This is a genomic window from Pseudomonas sp. PDM14 (assembly GCF_014851905.1).
Lineage (GTDB): Bacteria > Pseudomonadota > Gammaproteobacteria > Pseudomonadales > Pseudomonadaceae > Aquipseudomonas.
The window spans coordinates 2,419,494-2,445,214 of sequence record NZ_JACVAQ010000001.1 but is presented as its reverse complement, the minus strand read 5'-3'; the positions used below and the strand labels follow the sequence as shown (position 1 = coordinate 2,445,214).

The following is a 25,721-nucleotide window of genomic DNA, read 5'->3' as shown; positions in this document are numbered from 1 at the left end:
TCAGATGCGCTCCAGCTTGGGTAACCAGACGCGGATCAAGGAGAACAGACGGTCCAGCTCGATCGGCTTGGCCAGGTAGTCGTTGGCGCCGGCACGCATGCACAGCTCCTGGTCGTCCTTCATTGCCTTGGCGGTCACCGCAATGATCGGCAGCTTGACCCAGCGCGGGTCCTTGCGGATCTCGCGGGTGGCTTCGTAGCCGTCCATCTCCGGCATCATCACGTCCATCAGCACCAGATCGATGTCGGGCACCTGGTCCAGCTTGTCGATGGCTTCGCGGCCGTTGCGCGCGATCTCCACCTTGGCCCCCTTGTGCTCCAGGGCGCTGGTCAGGGCGAAGATGTTGCGCACGTCGTCGTCGACGATCAGCACACGGCGCGCCTCGAACACCTTGTCGCGGCTGCGCGCGGTCTTGAGCATGCTCTGCCGCTCGCTGGACAGGGTCGACTCGACCTTGTGCAGGAACAGCGTCACCTCGTCCAGCAGGCGCTCGGGCGAACGCGCGCCCTTGATGATGATCGAGCGCGAGTACTTGAGCAGCTCGGCCTCCTCGTCGCGGGTCAGGTTGCGCCCGGTGTAGACGATCACCGGCGGGAACGAGCAGATGTCCTCGCTGCCCATGCGTTTGAGCAGCTCATTGCCCTGCATGTCGGGCAGCTTGAGGTCGATGATCATGCAGTCGAACACGGTGCTGCGCAGCGCCTCCAGCGCCCGCTCGCCGAACTCCACGGCGGTGATCTCGATGTCCTCGTCGCCGATCAGGCGCGCGATGCTGTCGCGCTGCAGGTCATCGTCCTCGACCAGCAGCACGCGCTTGACCTTCTGCGTGAGCTTGGCCTCGAGCTTGCCGAACACATCCTTGAGCTGGTCACGGGTGGTCGGCTTGACCGCATAACCGATGGCACCCAGGTGCAGCGCGGCCTCCATGCGGTCTTCGACGGAAATCACGTGCACCGGAATGTGCCGCGTGCGGGGGTTTTCCTTGAGGCGCTGAAGCACCGACAGGCCAGACTCGTCAGGCAGGCGCATGTCCAGCAGGATGGCGTCCGGGGCGTGCTCGTCGGCCAGCTGGAAGCCTTCGTCCGCGCCGTGGGCGACCAGGCAGCGGTAACCCAGTTCGTGGGCCAGGTCGAAGAGGATCTGCGCGAACTTCGGTTCGTCCTCGATCACCAGTACGCTGCGCCCGGCGAAGGCGCCGAGGCCCCGGTCGTCGGCGAAGCTGGGGATGACCTCCAGGCGCTGCGCCGGCTCGCGCGGTGGTTCGGCCACCGGCGCACGCGGCGCCTGGGGCGGAGCGACGAGCAGCGGCGGTTCATGGCTGGCATCGTAGTGTTCCGGCAGCAGCAGGGTGAAGGTACTGCCCTTGCCCACCTCACTGGCAGCCTGGATCGAGCCACCGAGCAGTTCGGCCAGGTCACGCGAGATCGACAGGCCCAGGCCGGTGCCGCCGAAACGGCGGTTGATGGTGCCGTCGGCCTGACGGAAGGCCTCGAAAATCGGCTCCAGCTGGTCGGCACGAATGCCGATGCCGCTGTCCTGCACACTGAAGGCGATGCCGCCCTGGACGCGACTGACGCGCAGGCTGACATCGCCCTTGTCGGTGAACTTCACCGCGTTGGACAGCAGGTTCTTCAGCACCTGCTCGACACGCTGGCGGTCGGTGAACAGCAGCGTCGGCGCGTCGGCGTCGACCTCCACCGTGAACCCCAGGTGCTTCTCGCTGGCGAGCGGCTGGAAGACGTTCTTCAAGCCCTCGACCAGGCGCTGCACGTGGGTATTCTCCGGGCGTACGTCGAGCTTGCCGGCCTCGACCTTGGAGATGTCGAGGATGTCGTTGATCAGGTTGAGCAGGTCGTTGCCGGCCGAGTAGATCGACTCGGCGAACTTGACCTGCTCGGCGTCGAGGTTGCCGTGCTGGTTGTCCGCCAGCAGCTTGGCCAGGATCAGCGAGCTGTTCAGCGGCGTGCGCAGTTCGTGGGACATGTTGGCTAGGAATTCGGACTTGTAGCGGCTGGCCCGCTGCAACTCGTCGGCGCGGCTTTCCAGGTCACGACGGGCATCGTTGAGCGCGGTGTTCTTCTCGTCCAGGGCATCGCGCTGCGCAGCCAGCTCCTGGGTCTGCTCGCCAAGGCGCTCGTTGGTCTGCTCCAGCTCGGCCTGCTGGGTCTCCAGGTGCGCCTGGGACTCGCGCAGCACGCGAGACTGCTCTTCGAGCTCCTCGTTGGCGGTCTTCAACTCTTCCTGCTGCACCTGCAGCTCTTCGTTGAGCTGCTGGGTCTCGGCCAGCACTTCCTGCAGACGCTGGCGGTAGCGCGAGGCCTCGATGGCGGTCCCCAGGGTATTGCCGACCAGGGTGATGAACGCCTGGTCGCGCTCGCTCAGATCGCGCAGGAAGCCCAGCTCGATCACGCCGTTGATCAGGCCGTCGTTGTCGGTGGGCGCCAGCAGTAAGGCTTGCGGCTCGCCCGAACCGAGGCCGGAGCTGACCTTGAGGTAGTCGGCCGGCAGGTTCTCCAACCGCAGCACCCGGCGCTCGGCGGCCACCTGGCCGACCAGGCCCTCGCCACTGTAGAAGGACTGATCGGTCTGTTCCTGCTCGCGGGAGAAACCATAGGCCGCGACACGGCGCAGGCCGCCGTGCTCATCGCGCACATAGAGTGCACCGACCACCACGCCGAGGTAGCCGGCGAGGAACTCCAACATGCTGCGCCCCAGCTGCGGCAGCGCTTGCTGGCCGATCAGGCGCTCGGCCAATTGATTGTGCCCGTCGCGCAGCCAGGCCTGCTCCTGCAGGGTATCGGTGAAGGCCACCTGCTTCTGCAGGGCGACGCTGTAGCTGCTGGACAGGCCGAGCAGTTCGCGGCGGCCGAAGTAGGCAAGAAGACCGCTGAAGCTCAGGCTGAAGATCAGGTAGCCAAGAATGGTGAAGGTGGCGGTGGTGCTGGCGGCGTCGTTGCGCTCGTGGCGCAGCTGACGCTCGGTGTTGATGAACTGTGAGTACTGATCACGAATACCGTCGATCAGCACCTTGCCGCGGCCGCTGCGCACATCGTCGAACACGTCCTCGCCCTGGCGACGCAGCTCGATAATCCCGCGGGCATAGTTGTCCCACTCGGCCTGCAGCGCTTCGATGCGGCGCAGTCGCTCGGTCTGCGGCTGACTGTCCTTGACCAGTTCACGCAGGCTTTCCAGCTCGGCCTTGCCCCGCGGGCGCGCTTGCTCGAAGGGCTGCAGGAAAGTCGAGTCGCCGGCGATCAGGTAGCCGCGCATGCTCGACTCCTGATCGATGGACAAGCGCAGGCTCTCATTGGCCTTGCCGATCACCACGTCGGTGTGTTCGACCCAGCTGAGCACGTAGAGCAGGTAGATGATCAGGGCGACGAACAGGCCGGCACCGAATATGCCAACACCCAGCGGCAGCGCCACATTGCGCCCGAGGATGCGGCGAAAGCCCTGCTCATCGATGGAAGGTTTACTGTTCATTCTCTGTCCCTGGCCATGCGCCGGAATGCACGCCTGATATGTAGATGAAAAAAGTGTTCCGCATGGTAATGCGCTGGTCCGCAATATCCAATCACGACGCCTCGCGCCTCAATCGACTTTCCTGCCCCGCTGTGTTTCGCTTGCCGCAGCGCCGATGCAGGCCGAACGGCAGGTGGAATTTTTCGCCACCACCTCCTTCTAAACAGCTGAATCCGCTGCCTGCACCACCCGCCTATTCATGGACTTCAGCCCTCACGGACACAGACCGATGCCGACACCCACTGAGCCCCACCCGACCCTGCAAGGCTGGGCAGTGGACAGCGACTTCCTCGCCAGCGAGGGCACCATGGCGCCGATGATCCGCGCACTGGACTGGGACAACACCGGCCTGGGCCAGATCGGTACCTGGCCAGACACCCTCAAGGCGATCCTCGGCGTCGGCCTCAACTCGCGCTTCCCCGTGTGCATCTACTGGGGTCCCGACTACCACCTGCTGTACAACGACCCCTGGAGCGCGATCCCCGGCGACAAGCATCCCTGGGCGCTTGGCCGTCCCGCCCGCGAAGCCTGGGCCGACATCTGGCCGATCCTGCAGCCCATGTTCGACGGCATCATGCACACCGGCGTGGCCGTCCACACCGTGGATGGCCTGCTGCCGATGCAGCGTTTCGGCTATGTCGAGGAGTGCTATTTCAACTACAACGTCAGTCCGATCTTCGGCTATGACGGCAAGCCGCTCGGGTTGTTCAACACAGTTATCGAGACCACCGAAAAAGTCCTCGATTCGCGGCGCAGCAAACTGCTCGGCGAGCTGCGCGACAGCCTGCAACTGGCCCGCGACATCGACGAGGTACGCAGCCGCTGCGCCGCCCTCCTGGAAGCCGCCAATATCGACCTGCCGTTCTGCCTGCTCTACCTCAACGAGGCCGGGCAGGCAGGCACGCAGCGCCTGCACACCCGCAGCGGTCTCAGCGCGGACAGCCCGCTGGCGCCTCTATATATAGATGGCCAGGTACACAGCCATATCTGGGCACCGAGCACCGTCGGCCAGCAGCACCTGTTCGTGGAGCAGCAGCTCGAGCCCTGGCCGGAACCGGTAACCAGCGCCTACGTGCTGCCACTGCAGGCAGAAGACCACGGCGTACTCGGCACCTTGGTCTGCGGTATCAGCCCACGACGGCAGCTGGACGACAACTACCGCGAGTTCCTGCACAGCCTGGCCAGCACACTCGCCATTGGTATCGCTCAGGTCATGCGCCAGGTCGAGGAACAGCGTCAGGCCCGGGACATGCAGCAGCGTATCGAGCTGCGCACCCGCGAGCGCGACCGCCTCTGGGCGCTGTCCCACGACCTGCTCTGCGTCTCGGCCAAGGACGGCACGCTGGTCAGCATCAACCCGGCCTGGTCGACCACTCTGGGCTGGAACGAGAGCGAACTGCTCGGCCGCACCACGCACTGGCTGGAACACCCGGACGACACCCAGGAAACCGACGCCAAGCGCGAATTCCTGGCCCAGGGCAATCGTCTGCTGCGCTTCGAGAATCGCCTGCGCCACAGCGATGGCAGCTACCGCTGGCTGTCCTGGAGCGCCACCCCGGATGGCGACCTGCTGTATGGCGGCGCCCGTGACATCACCGAGGAAAAGCGCACCGCCGAGGTGCTCGCGCGCACCGAAGAGGCGCTGCGCAACGCCCAACGCATGGAAGCGGTCGGTCAGCTCACCGGCGGTATCGCCCACGACTTCAACAATCTGCTGGCCGGCATCCAGGTCAGCCTCGATTTGATCGAGCGCCGCCTGCCGAGTACCGTGCGCGACGACTTGCAGCGTTTCATTCAGGCCGCGGCCGAATCCGCCCGCCGTGGTGCGGCGCTGACCCACAACCTGCTGTCCTTCTCCCGCCGCCAGGCGCTGGACATGCGCCCGCTGCAACTGAACACCCTGATCCGCGACCTGCAGCCACAGCTGGCGGAGCAGGCGGGCGAACGCACCGAACTGCAGCTGGACCTGACCTCCGACTGCACGCATATCCTCAGCGACGCCGACCAGCTGCGCAAAGCCTTGCTGCACCTGGTCGACAACGCCCGCGATGCTCTGCCAGACGGCGGCCAGCTACAGATCAGCACCCACGCAATGCGCTTCGACGGCAGCAGCACCGACCTCGCGCCCGGCGACTATCTACTGCTGCAGGTTAAGGACAGCGGCACGGGCATGAGCGAGGACATCCTCGAGCGCGCCTTCGAGCCCTTCTTCACCACCAAGGCACCCGGCCAGGGCAGCGGCCTGGGCCTGTCGATGGTTTACGGCTTCATCAAACAGATCGGCGGGCAAATTCGCCTGCACAGCGCGACCGGCCACGGCACCACGGTCAACCTGTACTTTCCCAGGAGCCAAGCAGAGGAAGACAACGTGCAAGGTGATAGTGATGCCCCAGCGGTGCCGGCCAGCCGCCCCTGCGTACTGGTCGTGGAAGATTCCGACGTGGTGCGCATGCTCACCATCGAAGTGCTCGAAGAGTTCGGCTACCAGGTGCTCGAAGCCGGCGATGCCGAGGAAGCCCTGCCGATCCTGCAGAGCGCGCAGACCATCGACCTGCTGATGACCGATGTCGGTCTTCCCGGCATGAACGGCCAGGAGCTGGCCCTCGCCGCCCGCAAGCTACGCCCCGACCTGCTGGTACTGTTCGCCACCGGTTATGCGGAGATCGTCAGCATCGATGGCAGCGACCTGGCCACGCAGATGGACGTGATCGGCAAACCCTTCTCCCTGGAAAGCCTGCGCGACAAGGTCGCGGGCATGCTCCAAGGGCGCGGCAAGGCCCGCTGACGGACGAGGCGCGCAGACCACCTGCTCGACTGGCACTGGAATTGCCGTCGAGAAATGCGTAGGGTGCGCGCCGAATTGTCCGCACCCCGCAAAAAATGCGCGTTTTTGTATACGCGCGACATAGCCCTGCGACGATGCGACACACTCCGCGCAGCCGGCCGAACTTGCCCGCCTGCCCGCTTGGCGCCCCTGATGGCGCTATGCTAGGTTGACGCCACGCCAGGAGGGCGGCCTGCAGCCGGAGCGCACTCCGAATCCAAGAGGACACCCCATGGCCGAGGCCACGCCAGCGCTGGAAATCCGCAACCTGCACAAACGCTACGGCGATCTCGAAGTGCTCAAGGGCATCTCGCTGACCGCCCGCGACGGCGATGTGATCTCCATCCTCGGCTCGTCCGGTTCGGGCAAATCGACCTTCCTGCGCTGCATCAACCTGCTTGAGAACCCGCATCAGGGGCAGATCCTCGTCGCCGGTGAAGAACTCAAGCTGAAGAGCGCCAGCAACGGCGAACTGGTCGCCGCCGACAACAAGCAGATCAATCGCCTGCGCAGCGAGATCGGCTTCGTCTTCCAGAATTTCAACCTGTGGCCGCACATGAGCGTGCTCGACAACATCATCGAGGCGCCGCGCCGCGTGCTCGGCCAGAGCAAGGCCGAAGCCACCGAAGTGGCTGAGGCGCTGCTGGCCAAGGTCGGCATCGCCGACAAACGCCACGCCTACCCCAATCAGCTTTCCGGCGGCCAGCAGCAGCGCGCGGCGATTGCGCGCACCCTGGCCATGCAGCCTAAAGTGATACTGTTCGACGAGCCCACTTCGGCGCTCGACCCGGAAATGGTACAGGAAGTGCTTAACGTGATCCGCGCGCTCGCCGATGAAGGCCGAACCATGCTGCTGGTCACCCACGAAATGAGTTTTGCCCGCCAGGTTTCCAGCCAGGTGGTGTTTCTCCACCAGGGTCTGGTGGAAGAACAGGGCACACCCGAGCAGGTATTCGACACGCCGCAGTCGGCGCGCTGTAAACAATTCATGTCCAGCAATCGCTAACGGAGCAACAACGCATGCAGAACTATAAGAAGATCCTGCTGGCCGCAGTCGCCACCCTGACTTTCGGCACCAGCGCCATCGCCGCGGACAAACTGAAGATCGGCACCGAAGGCGCCTACCCGCCCTTCAACCTGATCGATGCCAGCGGCCAGGTCGGCGGCTTCGACGTGGAAATCGCCAAGGCTCTGTGCGCCAAGATGGCCGCCGAGTGCGAAGTGGTCACCTCGGACTGGGACGGCATCATCCCGGCCCTGAACGCGAAGAAGTTCGACTTCCTCGCCGCCTCCATGTCGATCACCGAAGAGCGCAAGGCCGCGGTCGACTTCACCGACGCCTACTACACCAACAAGCTGCAATTCATCGCGCCGAAAAGCTCCGACCTGAAAGCCGACAAGGCCAGCCTCAAGGGCAAGGTCATCGGTGCCCAGCGCGCCACCATCGCCGGCACCTGGCTGGAAGACAACCTGGATGGCGTGGTCGAGATCAAACTCTACGACACCCAGGAAAACGCCTACCTTGACCTGTCCTCCGGCCGCCTCGATGGCGTTCTGGCTGACAAGTTCGTCAACTGGGAATGGCTGAAGAGCGACGCCGGCAAGGACTTCGAGTTCAAGGGCGAGCCGGTCTTCGACAACGACAAGATCGCCATCGCCGTGCGCAAGGGCGACCCGCTGCGCGAGAAGCTGAACACTGCCCTGAAGGAAATCGTCGCCGACGGTACCTACAAGCAGATCAACGACAAGTACTTCCCGTTCAGCATCTACTGAACCGCCTGACTGCCGCCGCCCAGCCGGGCGGCGGTCGTCCCTTGCAGTAGCCTCCAGATGACTCTCGATCTCCATGGATTCGGCCCCGCGCTGCTCGCTGGCGCGCTGATGACCATCCAACTGGCGTTGTGCGCCCTGGTGCTGGGCCTCGTGCTCGGCCTACTCGGTGCGCTGGCCAAGACTTCGCCGTACAAGCCCCTGCAATGGCTTGGCGGCAGCTACTCGACCATCGTCCGCGGTGTACCCGAACTGCTCTGGGTACTGCTGATCTATTTCGGCACCGTCAACCTGATGCGCAGCATCGGCGAGATGTTCGGCAAGCCCGACCTCGAACTGAACGCCTTCGCCGCCGGCACCATCGCCCTCGGCCTGTGCTTCGGTTCCTACGCCACGGAAGTGTTCCGCGGCGCGATTCTGGCCATCCCCAAGGGCCACCGTGAAGCCGGCCAGGCCCTCGGCCTGTCCAAGTCGCGCATTCTCTGGCGCCTGATCCTGCCGCAGATGTGGCGCATCGCCCTGCCGGGCCTGGGCAACCTGTTCATGATCCTGATGAAGGACACCGCGCTGGTGTCGGTCATCGGCCTGGAAGAAATCATGCGCCGCGCGCAGATCGCCGTGACCGCGAGCAAGGAGCCCTTCACCTTCTTCATGGTCGCCGCCTTCATCTACCTGGGGCTGACCATCCTCGCGATGATCGGCATGCACGTCCTCGAGAAACGTGCCAGCCGTGGCTTTGTCAGGAGCGCATCGTGAACTGGGAAGTCATCGTCAAGTACCTGCCCAAGCTGCTCGAAGGCGCCTGGCTGACCGTCGAACTGGTCACCATCGCCGTCATCGCCGGGTTGATCCTCGCGCTGCCGATGGGCATCGCCCGTGCCTCGCGCCACTGGTACGTGCGCGCCATGCCGTACGGCTACATCTTCTTCTTCCGCGGCACGCCACTGCTGGTGCAGCTGTTCCTGCTCTACTACGGCCTGTCGCAGTTCGAGTCCGTGCGCCAGAGTGTGATGTGGACCGGCACCACGCTGGCCCACACCTTCGTTCTGGGCGACTGGAGCTGGGATTTCAGCCTGCGCATCAAGGGCCTGCGCGACCCGTTCGTCTGCGCCGTGGTGACCATGACCCTGCACACCGCCGCCTACATTGCCGAAATCATCCGCGGCGCGATCCAGGCCGTGCCGCCGGGCGAAGTGGAAGCCGCACGCGCACTGGGCATGTCCCGCGCGCAGTCGATGCGTTACATCATCCTGCCGCGCGCCGCGCGCATCGGCCTTCCGGCCTACAGCAACGAAGTGATCCTGATGCTCAAGGCTAGCGCCCTGGCCAGCACCGTAACCCTGCTCGAGCTGACCGGCATGGCCCGCACAGTGATTGCACGCACCTACCTGCCGGTGGAAATCTTCTTCGCCGCCGGGCTGTTCTACCTGCTCATCGCCTTCCTGCTGGTCCAGGGCTTCAAGCTGCTGGAACGTTGGTTGCGCGTCGATGCCTGCCAGGGCCGCTAAGCCCTACGCCCCTCGATACCTGTCGAGGGGCGCATGCTGGCGCCACGGCTGCCGCCCATGATCCTCACTGGCTCCGCCCTGCTCGAACGCTTCCAGGCCCTGGATGCGCTGCTGCTCGCGCACCAGCACCTGTGGCGGCCCAAGCCGTTCACCAGTCTGCGACTGGACTGGGAACAGGAGCACGCCGAACTCGCCCACTGGCTGCGCGGCCGCAGCCTGGAGCAGGCCGAAGCAGCGCATAACCAGCCACACCTGATGGCCGGCGCGCCCGCGCCGTTCCCGCAGCTGGCGGCCAGCACGCAGACGCTGAGTCAGCTCCACGAACTACCCGGCAACCCCAGCGAAGCGCTGCCTGCGCGCTACTCGGTCGACGTGCCCGGCCGCAAATGGCAGCAGATCGAGGCGTTCTCCAGCCGCCTGCAGTTTCACCGGCAGCCGAGCCACTGGCTCGACTGGTGCGCCGGCAAAGGCCATCTCGGCCGCCTGCTGGCCCATCGCGGCGCGGAACTGACCTGCCTGGAGTTCAACCCGGAACTGGTCGGCAGCGGCCAGCAGATGAGCGATCACCTGCACATCCGCGCTCGCCATCTGCAGCAGGACGTCATGGCTGGCGACACCGCAACGCACCTGCGCGCCGACCACACCCCGGTCGCCCTGCATGCCTGCGGCGACCTGCACGTACGCCTGCTGCAACTGGCCAGCGCCAATGGCTGCCAGCAGCTGGCCGTGGCACCCTGCTGCTACAACCGCATTGCCACTGCGCACTACCAGGTGCTCTCCCGCGCCGCGCAGGGCTCACGCCTGCACCTGTCGCTGGACGACCTGCGCCTGCCACTCAGCGAAACCGTCACCGCCGGCCAGCGCCAACGCCTGCAACGCGACCAGTCGATGGCCCGGCGCCTGGCCTTCGACCTGCTGCAACGCGAGCTGCGCGGCAGCGACAACTACCTGCCAACGCCTTCGCTGCCGGTCAGCTGGCTGCACAAGGATTTCGCCAGCTATTGCCGTGATCTGGCCGAGCTGAAGGGCCTCCGCGTGGACACCGCAGTGGACTGGTCGACTCTTGAACGCAGAGGCTGGCAACGCCTGGCCGAAGTACGCAACCTGGAACTGCTGCGCGACTTGTTTCGCCGGCCACTGGAGATCTGGCTCGCCCTCGACCGCGCCCTGTACCTGCAGGAGCAGGGCTACGCCGTGCAGCTCGGCACCTTCTGCCCGCACAGCCTCACGCCACGCAACCTGATGCTGCTGGCCGAACGCTGAGTTGCCCACAGCTTCTGTGGATAAGTCTGTGAGCAGTTTCTGCAGAACTCGCTGCAACGACGGCAGTATCTGGCTGCGAAAAGGTTGGATATTTTTTGATCAGATGAAAATATTCAGCAGAAACAGCTATTTAGCGATAACCGCGAGCTACCGCACAAAAGCGACTCACCCCCACCAGTCGGCGCCTCCTTATTGTGCATAAGCAAATAGCTGCTGATACCGGAGCCTCGTTTTTTCTACCCGCAGACGGGTTTACTCGGGCCTCCCAATGGCTATAATGGCGGCCCTTGCCGGTATAGCTCAGCTGGTAGAGCAACTGACTTGTAATCAGTAGGTCCCGGGTTCGATTCCTGGTGCCGGCACCATACAAATTAAGGCTTACGTGAAAACGTAGGCCTTTTTTGTGGCCAAAATTTGGCCCGGGGTAGGATTAGGGTAGGTATTTGTGGTCTGCCCCAGGTTTCGTGGGCACCTGCGAACCTCCAAATCGAGCACGTCCGCTTCTGGCCGATTCTGTTGAACAACTCCCTCGACGATTTCCTTCGCTGAAAATTGCGCGCCTGAGGCTGAAATCTAGATCGTTGCGATGCGATTTCGCGTAGCAACGCTTGATCTGGACGTTTTTCAGGCTATGAGCGCGGCTCTGTCGCACACCTTTTCAACAGAATCGGCCAAGCAGTAGCTGGTGACAGGCAGCCATATGCCCGTCATAGCATCGGGCTCCTTTCCCTCTCTCAACGTTGTCGCCGGGCTTGATCGGCGCAGGAGAGGAAGGTGTCGACCAGTTGGCTGACGCGACGCTCAGCCAGGCAGTACAGGTACGTCTCGGTATGCACCGGATCACCTTCGATACGAATAGCACGCAACTCATCGCCGGGGATGAACTCAGCCTCTGATACCACCCCTAGCCCGATGCCCCGTGCGACCGCTTCGCGCAGGGCCTCGCGGCTGCCAATCTCCATCACCATACGCGGCGTGACATCGTGCTCGGCGATGGCCTTCTCGAAGGCTAGACGCGTAGTCGAGCCGCGCTCTCGATGCAACATGGGCTGTCCTTGCAGGGCCTGAATCGGGATGCTGTCACGTTTGGCCAGCGGGTGGTCGTGGCGGGCGAAGACAATCACTGGGTGCCGGGCATAGAGGGTGGTGTGGTAGGTCGGGTCATCATGCAGGCCGGCCAGTACGCCCACGTCGATCACGTAGTTGTCGAGGTCGGCCAACACCGAGGCAGAGTTGCCGACGCGGATTGACAGCTCGATCTGCGGGTAGTCGCGGCGGAAGGCGTCGACCATTTCGATGACATGGAACGGACCGACCGCACCCAGGCGCAACTGGCCGCGTACCAGCGTGCCGCAATCGCGCAGCAGACCATCGGCCTCACTCTCCAGCATCAGCAACTGCTGGGCGATGGGTAGCAACTGGCGACCAACGCTCGACAGCTCGGCGCGACGCCCGCGACGGTGGAACAACTCGAGGTTGTGCTGACGCTCCAGCGCCTGGATCTGCGTGGTGATGGTTGGCTGGGTGAGGCCCAGCGAGCGTGCGCCGGCGCTGAAGCTGCCGTGTCGGGCAACGGCAAGGAAAGCGCGTAGTTTGCTGTTTGCCACCTATAGATCCTTTCAATACTTTTCCGTGAAAACGCATATTGAATCGATAGCGTGACCTTCACATTACAGGCCTAGCTTAAGCGGCATTCCAACCACCAACGCCGGGAATGCCATGAAAACTCTTCGCAAGCTGTTGTGTGTCGCCAGTGTTTCTCTGCCTCTGTTCGCCAGTGCTCAGGTGCAGGCCGAAACCGCTCTCAGCATCGGCCTGATTCCATCCGAAGACTCGCAGTCGATGATCGAAAGCAGCCAGCAGGTCCTCGACCAACTGCAGGCTCAGCTAGGCATGCCGGTCAAACCTTTCGTGGCGACCGACTACAACGGCGTGATCGAGGCGCTGCGTTCGAAAAAACTCGATGTCGCCTACCTCGGCCCATTCTCCTACGTGCTCGCCAGCCAGGTGGCCGATGCCGAGGCTTTCGCCGTTGCCGTCACCAAGAAGACCGGCAAGAGCGCCTACCGCAGCCTCATCGTGGCGCGTGCCGAGAGCAGCATCAATTCGCTGGCCGATCTCAAGGGGCATACCTTCGCCTTCGTCGACCCGAGCTCCACTTCCGGTCATCTGTTCCCCAAGGCGGGCATCGAGCAGGCCGGCTACCAGCCGGACAAGCTGTTCTCCCGCGTGATCTTCTCCGGCTCGCACGACGCCAGCATTCTCGCGGTGGCCAACGGCAAGGTGGACGCCGCGGCCGTGGCCGACCGCATCCTCAACTCGGCTGTCACCTCGGGCCAGGTCAAGCAGGAAGACCTGAAGATTGTCTGGAGCTCCGACGACATCCCCGAATCGCCGATGGTCTGGCGCAAGGATCTGGACCCGGCTCTGAAGCAGAAGCTGGCTGCCGCTCTGGCCAACGTAAAAGACGTGCCATGGGGTGACCAGGGCATGCTCAACGGCTTCCAGCCCACCAGTGATGCTGCCTATGACGTGGTGCGTGGTACCGCCAAGGTGCTCGATCTCGATCTGAGCAAGATGAAATGATTCGCGTCAGCCAGCTCACCAAGCACTACGGCGAAAACCCGGTCCTGCGCGGTATCGATCTGCAGATCGGTGCCGGCGAGTTCGTCGTGGTGCTCGGCCAGTCCGGCGCCGGCAAGTCCACTCTGCTGCGTTGCATGAACCGCCTGGCTCAGGCCGATGGTGGTGAGCTGGAAATCGCCGGCATTGATGCGATGCAGGCGCGTGACGAGCGCGCCCTGCGCCGCCAGGTAGCGATGATTTTTCAGCACCACAACGTGGTGCCACGCCTGTCGGTGCTGAAGAACGTGCTCACCGGGCGCTTGGGATCAGTCTCGACCCTGGCTTCGGTGCTGCAGCTGTTCAGTCGTGCGGATGTCGAGCTGGCGCAGCAGTGCTTGCGCCGCGTGGAGTTGGCGCACAAGGCGGACTCGCGGACCGACGCGCTGTCCGGCGGGCAGATGCAGCGGGTGGGTATCGCCCGCGCGCTGGCTCAGCAGCCCAAGGTGATCCTCGCCGATGAGCCGGTGGCCAGTCTCGACCCAAAGACCGCGCGCCTGGTCATGCAGTACCTGCGCGACGCCAGTCGTGAGCTGGGCATCACCGTGGTGTGCAACCTGCACCAGGTCGAATTCGCCCGCGAGTTTGGCGACCGCATCGTCGGTCTGGCTCATGGCCGTCTGGTCTACGACGGCGATGCAGGCGGCCTCGACGAAACCACGTTGCAACGCATCTATCCCAATGCCGAGGAGCAGACCTCGGACCTGCCGCACGGCCACACGCTGCAATTTCATTACGCCAACGGTCTGGGAGGCTGACATGCGTACGCACGACTATCGCTGGATGGTGAAGACGCCGGACAACCTGCGCGGCTGGGCAGCCAGCTCCGCACTGATTCTGGCGCTGGTCGCCCTGCTGCACTGGAGCGCCGGCGGCGCGCAGCTGAGCTGGGGAGAGCTGGCGGCGGGTCTACCGCAAATCGGCGATTTCCTGTCGCGCTCCATGCCGCCGAGCCTGGATATTCTGCCCAAGCTGGTTGCTCCGGCGCTGGAGACCATCCAGATCGCCATCTGGGGCACCTTGCTGGGTATTGTTTTCGCCGTGCCGCTGGCGTTTCTCGCCGCACGTAACCTGCATAGCAATCGCTGGCTCTACCAGGGCACCCGACAGACACTGAACGTGATCCGCAGCATCAACGAACTAATCCTCGCGCTGATCTTCGTTTCCGCCGTCGGTCTCGGGCCGTTTCCCGGCGTGCTAGCGCTGGCCGTGCATGGGGTCGGCATGCTCGGCAAGTTCTTCGCCGAGAGTATCGAGGAGATCGATCAAGGGCCGCTTGAAGCGCTGCGTGCCACCGGCGCCCGGCCGCTGCAGGTCATCGTGTTCGGCGTGATACCTCAGGTGATCACCGCCTGGATCGCAGTGATCCTCTATCGCTTCGAGGTCAACCTGCGCTCGGCTACGGTACTGGGCATGGTCGGCGCCGGCGGCTTGGGCTTCGAGTTGGTCAGCAGTCTCAAGCTGTTCAAGTACCCGGAAACCGCCACCTGCATCATCGTCATCACCCTCATGGTGATCGCCGCCGATATGCTCTCCAGCCGTCCGCGCAACGCCATTCAACAGGGTGGCCGACACTAGATCGGCCTACCCCAATCACTACCTGCCCGGATCCGGGCGCACTCGATTCATCTGCTCGAGCCTGCCGCATGCCCGTATACATCGGCGCGGCTAGGCCGTGGGCGGATACCCGAACAATATGAAAGGAAGTGTCATGCCTGCCTTGTATCACAACCCCGTGGCTACCCACTTCGGCGCCGGCAGCCTGAGCCAGATCGTTGCCCTGACCGAAGGGCAGACCGTCGCCCTGGTTATTTTCCCCGAGGCCCGCGGCCTTGGCCTGCTGGAGAAGATCAAGGCGTTACTCGGCAAGCGCTTGGTGCATATCGTCGAAGATGTACAGCCCAACCCCGACGTCGGCCATCTGCGAGCCACCTACGAGCGCTTCTGGCGCGAGGCTGCGGGTTGCGAAACCGTGCTGGCGGTGGGCGGCGGCAGCGCCATCGATACCGCCAAGGCGCTGATCGTCGGCACCGAGTCGGGCTGGTTCGATGATCTGTTGGCACTGCTGGCCAGCGGCAAGCCGTTCGTCCCGGCGCGCTGCAAGGCGTTGATTGCCGTGCCCACTACTGCCGGCACCGGCAGTGAAGTAACCCCCTGGGCGACCATCTGGGATGCGGCGCAGCAGAAGAAGTACTCGCTGCACCTGGACTGTACCTGGCCGAAGGCGGCGATCATCGACCCGGAGCTGATGCTCACGGTGCCGGCCGGTGTCACCGTTTCCACGGGACTGGACGCGCTGTCCCACGCGCTGGAGTCGATCTGGAACGTCAACGCCAACCCCATTTCCGACACCTTTGCCATCTCTGCCATCGAGGACATCCTCGAATGCCTACCCCGACTGCGGCGTGACCTGGCGAGCCAAGATCTACGTGCGCGCATGGCGCTGGCCGCCCTGAAGGCGGGGATGGCCTTTTCCAACACCAAAACCGCGCTGGCGCATTCCATCTCCTACGAGATGACCCTGCGTCACGGTCTTGCGCATGGCATCGCCTGTTCCTTCACCTTGCCCTATGTGCTGGGCCTGGCCTGGGGGCGCGATAGTTCGCGTGACCACGCCTTACAGCGCGTCTTCGGCCCCGACCTGGGGCAAGCCCAGACGTTTTTGCGCACCTTCCTCCACAGCCTCGATGTGAAGACCGAGTTCAGCGACTACGGCCTGAGTGAAGCCGAAGCTGAACAGATGATCCGTGACGCCATGCACGGTGCCCGCGGCAAGAACTTCATCGGATCACGTGCCGCCTGAACAGTCGAACCCTCGGTCGGCGCCATTGACCGGGCCGGCCGCGTCATTGGAGATAGCTACATGAACTACCAGCAACCCACACACCTGCAGGCCGTCATCCTGGACTGGGCGGGCACTGTCGTTGACTTCGGCTCCTTCGCGCCGACCCAGATCTTCGTCGAGGCCTTCGACGAGTTCGGCGTGCAGGTCTCCCTGGAAGAGGCCCGCGGACCGATGGGCATGGGCAAATGGGACCATATTCGTACGCTGTGCAATGTTTCCGAGATCGCCGAGCGCTACCGTGAGCAGTTCGGACGCCTCCCGAACGACGATGATGTGACCGCCATCTATGAGCGCTTCATGCCCCTACAGATCGAGAAGATCGCTTTGCATTCGGCGCTGATTCCTGGCGCGCTCGAGGCTGTTGCTACCTTGCGCAGCAAGGGACTGAGGATTGGTACCTGCTCCGGATACCCCGCAGTGGTAATGGCCAAGGTGGTGGCCACCGACGAGGTACCGAACGGCCGCCCATACCCGGCGCAATCACTGGCCAATGTTATAAACCTGGGCATAAGTGACGTGGCAGCCTGCGTGAAAGTCGACGACACCTGGCCGGGCATTCTTGAGGGGCGCAGCGCCGGTATGTGGACCGTGGCGCTGACCTGCTCCGGCAATGCGCTGGGCCTGACCTACGAGCAGTACCAGGCTTTGCCGCCGGATAGACTTGAGCTGGAGCGCAAGCGCATCGGCCAGATGTTCGAGGGTTCCCGCCCGCATTACCTGATCGATACCATCGCCGAGCTACCTGCGGTAATCGATGACATCAATACCCGCCTGGCTCGGGGCGAGATGCCGCAGGGTTGTTGAAGCCGTTACCCTCATATGGCCGGAAGCAGCCTCTGGCGAAGGTCAGCTATCGGCCGATTCTGTTGAAAAATACGCACTTCCTTACCCAAACCATGCTTTGACATGTGCGTGGCCGCGGTGCGGCGTACATCATGCACAGTCGCATGCGGATATCCGTCAGCGACTCGCATGTCGAGCCGCTCAGCACCCTTCACGTAATCATCTAGAAGCGGCGCATCGCGCGATCGAGCGAAGGCTGCGTCTACGGCTTGGCGGGCCACCGACCCGCAACACAAACTGTCCTGGACTGGGCAGTGCTTCATTGTTGATCCAGCGCATGGTCGGTATTCCGAAGCGAAGTAGATGACCCTCGCCTTACAACTCAAACCACTTAACAGCGCCCCTAAAACCATTGAGATAGACCGCTCGGCAGATAATTACCCGCTTTACGACAGTCCTCAAAGACACGAACTAGCCTCAGTCTGGACCGTCATTTCAGTTCAACGAAGGGGGCCGTCATGAATACGCGTATACACCTCAGCATCCTTGGTTTCATGCTCGGCACCATGGCGCTCGGTATGCCTGTACAGGCGGCCACGCCAATGCGCGCAGCGGACTTCATCGCCATGCAGGGGGTGAACCTGCACATCAGCCAGGGCAGCTCGAACTACAAGAAGATGGACATGATCAAGGCCGACATGGCCTATCTGGGCATCGTCAATGTGCGCGACAGCCTGAACCCCTTCTGGGCCAATCCGCCGTACAACTATTACACCGAGTTGGCCCAGGCGGGCCTGAAATGGAACTACATCAGCGCCGTCGGCGGCACGCGCTCGCCCGAGACCATCGCCACCTTCCTGGCCAATGTCAGCAAAGTCGAGGCAGCCGCGCCGGGCTCAACGCTCGCGGTGGAGGGGCCCAATGAAATCAACAATTTCGCCCTGACCTGGGCTCCCACTGGTGCGAAAGGCCTTCCGGCGGCATTGGACTTCCAAGCCTCGCTGTTTTCGCAGACAAAAGCCTCACCACTGCTGAAGAAGGTCAAGGTGTTCTATTTCACCGGGTACAACGCCGGCGGCATTCCGAAAGGGCCCGACCCGACAACTACATCCGGCCTGTCTGACTACAACAACCAGCATCCCTACCCCTACGAAGGCAAACCACCACAGCGCTGGGTGAGACGTCCTACCGCATTGGGCAACACACCCGCCGGCGCCGGCCCCGCTGTTTACACGGAGACCGGTTACCAGATCCCCAAAACGTCTAGCGCACAAGCTGCTGCCTGGGTGCTGAACATCTTCGCCAACAGTGCGGCGGACAAAATTTACCGGACCTACCTTTATCAGTTGATGGACGAGGACGATGGCTGGGGACTTTTCTCCAAAGCAGACAATGCGCCGACCCCGGCAGCCACGGCCATTCACAATATGAACGAGATACTCAAGGACACCGGAGCAGCTGCCCGCACCTTTACACCGCAGAAGCGGGTCAGCTATTCGCTTACCGGCCTGCCCGCGACCGGCAACAGTTTCACCCTGCAAAAGAGCGATACGGAAACCGATATCGTCGTCTGGGCCGAGCCAGATGCCTTTCCCGGCCCCGCAACCCTGGTCACCGTCAGGTTCGGAGCAACGCAGGCCATGGTGCAAGTGTACGACCCGCTACAGGGAACCCAGCCGATCCAGTCTTTGCGTAATGTGGCATCGGTCCAGATAAGCATTACCGATCACCCAATCATCATTCGCCTGCCCTCGGCCACCTCTCTCAGCAGCGCCACCTTGAAGGCTGAGTAGAGACGCTATCGCCAGCCAGAACGGCAGGCCGCACCTGCTCCGGCGCCATCCGGAGCGGCCATGCTGTGCCACTCTGGAACAGCAGCGACCATTGCGGCTTGCTTCTGCCGCAGCCTGCCGACACTCTATGCATCCGAGGTCACAAGGCCAAACGGCATGCGAATTCTGATTACTGGCGGTGCAGGTTTTATCGGCTCGGCGCTGATTCGCCACCTGCTGCAACACACCGAACACCAGGTGTTCAACCTCGACAAGCTGACGTACGCCGGCAATCTGGAATCGCTGGACGCCGTTGCCGGCAGCTCTCGCTATCAATTCCTCCAAGCTGACATCGGTGATCGTGACGCCGTCTCGCGCGTGCTCGCCGATTTTCGCCCCGACGCGGTAATGCACCTGGCCGCCGAGTCGCATGTCGACCGCTCCATCGAAGGTCCCGGCGAGTTCATCCAGACCAATATCGTCGGCACCTACAACCTGCTCGAATCCGTACGCGCCTACTGGTCGAGGCTGGAGGACGCGCACAAACAGGCGTTCCGCTTTCACCATATCTCCACCGACGAGGTCTACGGCGATCTGCATGGCGTGGATGACCTGTTCAGCGAAACCACGCCCTACGCGCCCAGCTCGCCCTACTCCGCCAGCAAGGCTGCGTCCGACCACCTGGTCCGCGCCTGGCAGCGGACCTACGGGCTGCCGGTGCTGATCACCAATTGTTCGAACAACTACGGGCCGTTCCACTTCCCGGAGAAGCTGATCCCGCTGGTGATCCTCAACGCGCTGGAAGGCAAGGCGCTGCCGGTGTATGGCAACGGCTCGCAGATCCGCGACTGGCTATTCGTCGAGGACCACGCCCGCGCTCTGCTCAAGGTAGTGACGGAAGGTGTCGTCGGCGAGACCTACAACATCGGCGGGCACAACGAGCAGCAGAACATCGACGTGGTGCGCGCCATCTGCACCCTGCTCGAAGAGCTGGCACCGAACAAGCCCGCAGGGCTCGCGCGCTATGAAGACCTGATCACCTTCGTTACGGACCGCCCCGGCCACGACCAGCGCTATGCCATCGATGCGCGCAAGATCGAGCACGAGCTCGGCTGGGTCCCGCAGGAGACCTTCGCCAGCGGCCTGCGCAAGACCGTGCAGTGGTACCTGAACAACCTCGACTGGTGCCGTCACGTCCAGGACGGCAGCTATCAACGCGAACGACTGGGAGCGGCACAATGAAAGGGATCATCCTCGCCGGCGGATCCGGCACGCGCCTGCACCCCATCACCCTGGGAGTTTCCAAGCAGCTGCTGCCGATCTACGACAAGCCGATGATCTACTACCCGATCTCGGTACTGATGCTCGCCGGCATCCGCGAGATCCTGATCATCTCCACGCCCCACGACCTGCCGCAGTTCGAGAAGATGCTCGGCGACGGCAGCCAGTTCGGCGTGCAGTTCAGCTATGCCGCACAGCCGAACCCCGACGGTCTGGCCCAGGCGTTCCTGATCGGCGAGCAGTTCATCGGCGCTGACTCGGTCTGCCTGATCCTCGGCGACAACGTTTTCCACGGTCAGCATTTCACCGAAAAGCTCCTGCGCGCCGCAGACCAGCCCAGTGGTGCCACCGTATTCGGCTACTGGGTCAAGGACCCGCAGCGATTTGGCGTGATCGAGTTCGACCCGCAGGGCAATGCCGTGTCCATCGAGGAGAAGCCGGAGAAGCCCAAGTCGAGCTACGCCGTCACCGGCCTGTACTTCTACGACAACGACGTGATCGAGATCGCCAAGGCGGTGAAGCCTTCTTCACGCGGCGAGCTGGAGATCACCGACGTCAACAACGCCTACCTCGCTCGTGGCGACCTGCGCGTCGAGCGTTTCGGCCGCGGCTTCGCCTGGCTCGACACCGGCACCCATGACAGCCTGCTCGATGCCTCGCAATACGTGCAGACCATCGAGCAACGCCAGGGCCTGAAGGTGGCCTGCCTCGAGGAGATCGCCTTCCAGCAAGGCTGGATCGAGCGTGAGCGCCTGCTCATGCAAGCCAAGGCATTCGGCAAGACCGGCTACGGTCAGTACCTTTACCAACTGGCAGGAGAGCGGGAATGATCGTCACCCCGGCCGCCCTGCCAGGCATCCTGCTGCTCGAGCCCCGTGTTTTCGGCGACGAGCGCGGTTTTTTCTACGAGAGTTTCAATGCCCGCGCGTTCGCCGACGCGACTGGCGTACAGCGCGAATTCGTTCAGGACAACCACTCGCGCTCGCAGCGCGGCGTGTTGCGTGGCCTGCACTACCAGATCGAGCAACCCCAGGGAAAGCTGGTCCGCGTCACTGCAGGTGAAGTGCTGGACATCGCCGTGGACATCCGCCGCAGCTCTCCCACTTTCGGTCAGTGGACCGGCGTTCATCTTTCAGCCGCCAACAGGCTCCAGGTCTGGATTCCGGAAGGCTTCGCCCACGGTTTCGTGGTGCTCAGCGAGTACGCCGAGTTTCTCTACAAGACCACCGACTACTACGCCCCGGCCCACGAGCGCTGCATCCGCTGGGATGATCCGGAGCTGGCCATCGACTGGCAGCTGAACGAAGCGCCCTGGTTGTCGGCCAAGGACCAGGCCGGCTCGAGCCTGCGTGAGGCCGAGCTGTTTCCATGAGAGTCCTCATCACCGGGCGTAACGGTCAGGTTTCCCGTGAGCTGCAACACGCGCTGGCGGGCAGCGCCGAACTGCTGGTGCGCGGCCAGGAGCAGCTCGACCTGGCCGATGCCGACGCGCTGCGCCGGGAAATCCGCGCCCTGCGCCCGGACCTGATCATCAATGCCGCCGCACACACCGCCGTGGACCAGGCCGAAAGCGAAGCAGCGCGGGCTTTCGCCATCAACGCCATCGCGCCGGCGCTGCTCGCCGAGGAGGCCGCTAGCCTCGACGTGCCGCTGATTCACTACTCCACCGACTACGTATTCGACGGCAGCAAGGATGCGCCCTACAACGAAGACGATGCCACCGGCCCACTCGGGGTCTACGGTCGCAGCAAGCTGGCCGGCGAGCAGGCGATTCGCGCCGTGGGCGGCAAGCACCTGATCCTGCGCACCAGCTGGGTGTATTCCCTGCATGGGCGCAACTTCCTGCTGACCATGCAACGCCTGCTGCAGGAGCGCGAGGAACTGCGCGTGGTAGCGGATCAGATCGGCGCGCCGACCTGGGCCGGCAGCATCGCCCAGGCCACCCGCGAACTGATCCAGCGCTGGCGCACCGACCAGGCCGGCCCGTGGGGCACCTATCACCTGACCGGGCTGGGCGAGACCTCGTGGTTCGGCTTCGCCACTGCCATCGCCGAACAGCTGCGCGTCACGGGCAAAACCTGTGCGCGCCTGGAGCCGATCCCGTCCAGCGCCTACCCGACAGCTGCGCAGCGTCCACTGAATTCACGCCTGGACTGTTCACGCCTGCAGAGCCAGTGGCACGTAACCCTGCCGCACTGGCACGACGCCCTGCTGGAGTGCCTGGTCAACCCTCGCTGAGGCCAGGCAGTGCATAATGCGTCTGTCCAACAGGCGCGTGATATGACCCCGACACCTCTCCCCCCTCGCCCGCGCTGGCGCAGCCTGGCGTTGCTGGCACTGCTCCTGGCCCCGCTGCTGTGGCCCCTGCAGCACCTTGCCGAGCGCTATTACCGCAGCGAGCTGATCGAGCAGAACCGCCAGACCCTAGACCTCTACGTGGCCAACCTGCTCGGCACCCTGCGGCGCTTCGAGGTACTGCCACCGATCCTCGGCGATCTGCCGACCCTGCGCGGCGTCCTGCAGGGTGAGCCGGACGCGCAGTCGGTCAACGACGCCAACCTGTTGCTGCAACGCGTACGCGAGCAGACCGGCGCCGACGTGATCTACCTGATGGATGCGCAAGGCACCACCCGCGCCACCTCCAACTTCGACCAGCCGGACACCTTCATCGGCCGCAACTTCACCTTCCGGCCGTACTACCGCGCTGCCAGTGACGGGCGCCTCGGACGCTTCTTCGGCCAGGGCACCACCTCGGGCAAGCGCGGCTACTACTTCGCCGCCGGTGTACGCAACGGCGAGCAGAAGCTCGGCGTGCTGGTGCTCAAGGTCGACCTCGACTACACCGAAACCCTGTGGGGTCAGACCCCGGAGCAGCTGCTGGTAACCGACGCCAACGGCGTGGTGATCCTCACCTCCAACCCGGACTGGCGCTTCCGCGCCAGCCGTCCGCTGACCCACCAGGAACTGGCGCGCATCGCCGCCGAGCAACCCTACCCGACGCTGAACCCGCAGCCGCTGCAGATCGACGACAACCGCTGGCTGATCCAGAGCCGCGAGCTCAAGGAAACCGGCTGGACGGTGACCATCCTCGCCCCGCGCACCCTCGTCGAACGCCCGGTGCGCACGGTGCTGGCGATCAGCGGCGCCAGCCTGCTGGTTCTGCTGTTGCTGTTCGGCCTGATGCTGCAGCGCCGCCGCCACTACATCGAGCGCATCGCTCTGGATGCCCGCGCCAAGCGCGAGCTGGAAATTCGCGTGCTGGAACGCACCCGCGATCTGGAAACCCTCAACACCCGCCTCAAGGACGAAGTGCTCGAGCGCGAACAGGCACAGCAGGAGCTGGTGCGCACCCAGGATGACCTGGTCCAGGCCGGCAAGCTCACCGCCCTGGGCACCATGTCCGCCAGCATCAGCCACGAACTCAACCAGCCACTGGCGGCGATCCGCAGCTATGCCGACAACGCCGGCGTGCTGCTCGATCACCAGCGCATCGACGATGCCCGCGGCAACCTCAAGCAGATCAGCGAGCTGACCGGGCGCATGGCCTCGATCATCACCCACCTGCGCGCCTTCGCCCGTCGCGACCGCCATGCCCCGGAAAGCGTGGCGCTGCAGCCGGCGCTGGACGATGCCCTTGCGCTGCTGGCCAAGCGCCGCCGGGCGCTGGACGTGGAGCTGATCCGCGACCTGCCCGAGGCCACGCTGTGGGTGCAGGCCGGCGAAACGCGCCTGCGCCAGGTGCTCGGCAACCTGCTGGCCAACGCCCTCGACGCACTGTCGGAGAAGGGACCGCCGCGGCGCCTGTGGCTGAGTGCCGAACAGCACGCCGACGGCGTCTACCTGCACCTGCGCGACAATGGACCGGGCTTCTCCGCGGCCGCCTTGCAGCACGCGCGCGAACCCTTCTTCACCACCAAGACCAGCACCCAGGGCCTGGGCCTGGGCCTGGCCATCTGCGACACGCTGATGCGCGCGCTGGGCGGCGAGTTGTCGCTGGCCAATCATCCCCAGGGGGGCGCGCTGATCACCTTGCACCTGCGCAATGCCGCGCCGGGCGCCAACCCGGAGTCTGCCGAGGATTATCCGCATGAGTAACCGCATCGACAGCCACATCCAGGTTCTGCTGGTCGACGACGACCCGCACCTGCGCCAGGCCCTGAGCCAGACCCTCGACCTGGCCGGCTTCCGCGTCGAGACCCTGGCCGAGGCCAAGGGCCTGGCTGCGCGCCTGAGCAACGACTGGCCGGGCGTGGTGGTCAGCGACATCCGCATGCCCGGCATCGACGGCCTGCAATTGCTGCAGCAACTGCACGATCAGGACCCGGACCTGCCCGTGCTGCTGATCACCGGCCACGGCGACGTGCCGCTGGCCGTGCAGGCCATGCGCAGCGGCGCCTACGATTTTCTGGAAAAACCCTTCCCCAGCGAGGCGCTGATCGACAGCGTGCGCCGTGCCCTGGAGATGCGTCGCCTGGTCTTGGAGAACCGCAGCCTGCGCCTGGCCCTGGCCGATCGCCAGCAGCTCGGTGCCCGCCTGGCCGGCCAGTCCGCGCCGATGCAGCGCCTGCGCGAGCAGGTCAGCGCACTCGCCTCGATCAATACCGACGTGCTGATCCTCGGCGAAACCGGCGCCGGCAAGGAAGTGGTGGCGCGTGCGCTGCACGACCTGTCGAGCCGCAGCAAAGGCCCGTTCGTGGCGATCAACGCCGGCGCGCTGGCCGAGTCGGTGGTGGAAAGCGAGCTGTTCGGCCACGAGCCGGGCGCCTTCACCGGCGCGCAGAAGCGCCGCATCGGCAAGTTCGAGTTCGCCAACGGCGGTACGCTGTTCCTCGACGAAATCGAGAGCATGAGCCCGGACGTGCAGGTCAAGCTGCTGCGTCTGCTGCAGGAGCGCATGGTCGAGCGCCTCGGCGGCAACCAGCTGATCCCGCTGGATATCCGCGTGATCGCCGCGACCAAGGAAGACCTGCGCGTGGCGGCCGACCAGGGTCGTTTCCGCGCCGACCTGTACTACCGCCTGAACGTCGCACCGCTGCGCATCCCACCCCTGCGCGAGCGCGGCGAAGACATCCTCCTGCTGTTTCAGCAATACGCCGTCACCGCTGCCGAGCGGCACAACCTGCCGGGCCGCGACGTGCCGACCGCCCTGCGCGCGCAGTTGCTCGGGCACAGCTGGCCGGGCAACGTGCGCGAGCTGCAGAACGCCGCCGAGCGCTTCGCCCTCGGCCTGGACAGTGGCCTTGAGCCGGCCCCCAGCGGCAACAGCGTGAACCCGGCCAGTGGCGCCGGGCTCAGCGAACAGGTCGAAGCCTACGAGCGCGCGCTGATCAGCGCCGAGATGGCCAACGCGCACAACTCGCTGCGCAGTCTCGCCGAAGCCCTCGGCATCGCCCGCAAGACCCTGCACGACAAGCTGCGCAAGCACGGCCTGGACTTCGCCGGAAGCAATAATGACGACCACGAATAAACGGCAAAAGAACCTGTTTACGATTTTCTGAATTAGAGCCAGACAAGGCAAAAGTGCCCGAGGA

At 64.1% G+C, this 25,721-nt stretch carries 20 protein-coding genes and 1 tRNA gene; 19 read left to right on the top strand and 2 right to left on the bottom strand.

The genetic code is table 11. The annotated features are described in order from the left end of the window. Positions 1-3,483 carry a response regulator gene (locus tag IB229_RS11510; RefSeq protein WP_192328652.1) on the bottom strand — a complete coding sequence of 1,161 codons (3,483 nt, stop codon included), beginning with the start codon at positions 3,481-3,483 and terminating at the stop codon, positions 1-3. 268 nt (positions 3,484-3,751) lie between these two features. Between IB229_RS11510 and IB229_RS11505 the strand changes: the two genes are divergently transcribed. From IB229_RS11505 to IB229_RS11475, 7 genes are all read left to right on the top strand, one after another. Further along, positions 3,752-6,307 carry an ATP-binding protein gene (locus tag IB229_RS11505; protein WP_192328649.1) on the top strand — a complete coding sequence of 852 codons (2,556 nt, stop codon included), beginning with the start codon at positions 3,752-3,754 and terminating at the stop codon, positions 6,305-6,307. 271 nt (positions 6,308-6,578) lie between these two features. Continuing rightward, on the top strand, positions 6,579-7,352 hold the full coding sequence (locus IB229_RS11500; RefSeq protein WP_192328645.1) for an ABC transporter ATP-binding protein: 774 nt from the start codon (positions 6,579-6,581) through the stop codon (positions 7,350-7,352). A gap of 14 nt (positions 7,353-7,366) precedes the next feature. Next, positions 7,367-8,119: an ABC transporter substrate-binding protein gene (locus IB229_RS11495; protein WP_192328642.1), complete on the top strand. Its 753-nt coding sequence runs from the start codon at positions 7,367-7,369 to the stop codon at positions 8,117-8,119. Positions 8,120-8,176: 57 nt separating this feature from the next. Beyond that, the gene (locus IB229_RS11490; protein WP_192328638.1) at positions 8,177-8,872 is read left to right on the top strand and encodes an ABC transporter permease; all 696 of its coding nucleotides are present in this window, start codon (positions 8,177-8,179) and stop codon (positions 8,870-8,872) included. Beyond that, positions 8,869-9,624: an ABC transporter permease gene (locus tag IB229_RS11485; protein WP_192328635.1), complete on the top strand. Its 756-nt coding sequence runs from the start codon at positions 8,869-8,871 to the stop codon at positions 9,622-9,624. The genes IB229_RS11490 and IB229_RS11485 overlap by 4 nt, the downstream gene beginning before the upstream one ends. Before the next feature lie 33 nt (positions 9,625-9,657). Then, on the top strand, positions 9,658-10,887 hold the full coding sequence (locus IB229_RS11480; RefSeq protein WP_192328632.1) for a methyltransferase: 1,230 nt from the start codon (positions 9,658-9,660) through the stop codon (positions 10,885-10,887). Between the two features lie 289 nt (positions 10,888-11,176). Beyond that, positions 11,177-11,252, top strand: a tRNA-Thr gene (locus tag IB229_RS11475). Between the two features lie 369 nt (positions 11,253-11,621). Here IB229_RS11475 and IB229_RS11470 read toward each other — a convergent pair. Continuing rightward, entirely contained in the window at positions 11,622-12,494 is an 873-nt protein-coding gene (locus IB229_RS11470; protein WP_192328629.1) for a LysR substrate-binding domain-containing protein, read from the bottom strand. Between the two features lie 112 nt (positions 12,495-12,606). Here IB229_RS11470 and phnD point away from each other — a divergent pair, with 112 nt between their 5' ends. The 12 genes from phnD (at position 12,607) to IB229_RS11410 (ending at position 25,657) form a co-directional block, all read left to right on the top strand. After that, positions 12,607-13,473 (top strand): phosphonate ABC transporter substrate-binding protein, encoded by an 867-nt coding sequence (gene phnD / locus IB229_RS11465; protein ID WP_192328626.1) that lies wholly within the window; start codon positions 12,607-12,609, stop codon positions 13,471-13,473. After that, on the top strand, positions 13,470-14,267 hold the full coding sequence (gene phnC / locus IB229_RS11460; RefSeq protein ID WP_192328623.1) for a phosphonate ABC transporter ATP-binding protein: 798 nt from the start codon (positions 13,470-13,472) through the stop codon (positions 14,265-14,267). Before phnD ends, phnC begins: the two co-directional genes overlap by 4 nt. Position 14,268: 1 nt before the next feature. Continuing rightward, positions 14,269-15,087 carry a phosphonate ABC transporter, permease protein PhnE gene (gene phnE, locus IB229_RS11455; RefSeq protein WP_192328620.1) on the top strand — a complete coding sequence of 273 codons (819 nt, stop codon included), beginning with the start codon at positions 14,269-14,271 and terminating at the stop codon, positions 15,085-15,087. A 133-nt stretch (positions 15,088-15,220) separates the two neighbouring features. Beyond that, complete coding sequence (gene psrA, locus IB229_RS11450) at positions 15,221-16,312, top strand: iron-containing alcohol dehydrogenase PsrA (protein ID WP_192328617.1); 1,092 nt, start codon at positions 15,221-15,223, stop codon at positions 16,310-16,312. 60 nt (positions 16,313-16,372) lie between these two features. Next, positions 16,373-17,158, top strand: a complete 786-nt coding sequence (phnX, locus tag IB229_RS11445) for a phosphonoacetaldehyde hydrolase (protein WP_192328614.1) — start codon at positions 16,373-16,375, stop codon at positions 17,156-17,158. Positions 17,159-17,655: 497 nt separating this feature from the next. Continuing rightward, a complete protein-coding gene (locus tag IB229_RS11440) occupies positions 17,656-18,930 on the top strand; it encodes a hypothetical protein (RefSeq protein ID WP_192328612.1) in 1,275 nt (424 codons plus the stop codon). Positions 18,931-19,086: 156 nt separating this feature from the next. Beyond that, positions 19,087-20,151 (top strand): dTDP-glucose 4,6-dehydratase, encoded by a 1,065-nt coding sequence (gene rfbB, locus IB229_RS11435; protein WP_192328610.1) that lies wholly within the window; start codon positions 19,087-19,089, stop codon positions 20,149-20,151. Then, on the top strand, positions 20,148-21,020 hold the full coding sequence (gene rfbA / locus IB229_RS11430; RefSeq protein WP_192328608.1) for a glucose-1-phosphate thymidylyltransferase RfbA: 873 nt from the start codon (positions 20,148-20,150) through the stop codon (positions 21,018-21,020). Before rfbB ends, rfbA begins: the two co-directional genes overlap by 4 nt. Further along, the gene (rfbC, locus tag IB229_RS11425; protein ID WP_192328605.1) at positions 21,017-21,562 is read left to right on the top strand and encodes a dTDP-4-dehydrorhamnose 3,5-epimerase; all 546 of its coding nucleotides are present in this window, start codon (positions 21,017-21,019) and stop codon (positions 21,560-21,562) included. The genes rfbA and rfbC overlap by 4 nt, the downstream gene beginning before the upstream one ends. Beyond that, a complete protein-coding gene (gene rfbD, locus IB229_RS11420) occupies positions 21,559-22,428 on the top strand; it encodes a dTDP-4-dehydrorhamnose reductase (protein WP_192328602.1) in 870 nt (289 codons plus the stop codon). Before rfbC ends, rfbD begins: the two co-directional genes overlap by 4 nt. Positions 22,429-22,470: 42 nt before the next feature. Beyond that, entirely contained in the window at positions 22,471-24,285 is a 1,815-nt protein-coding gene (locus tag IB229_RS11415) for a sensor histidine kinase (RefSeq protein WP_192328600.1), read from the top strand. After that, positions 24,278-25,657 (top strand): sigma-54-dependent transcriptional regulator, encoded by a 1,380-nt coding sequence (locus IB229_RS11410; protein WP_192328597.1) that lies wholly within the window; start codon positions 24,278-24,280, stop codon positions 25,655-25,657. Before IB229_RS11415 ends, IB229_RS11410 begins: the two co-directional genes overlap by 8 nt. Positions 25,658-25,721 lie beyond the last annotated feature (64 nt).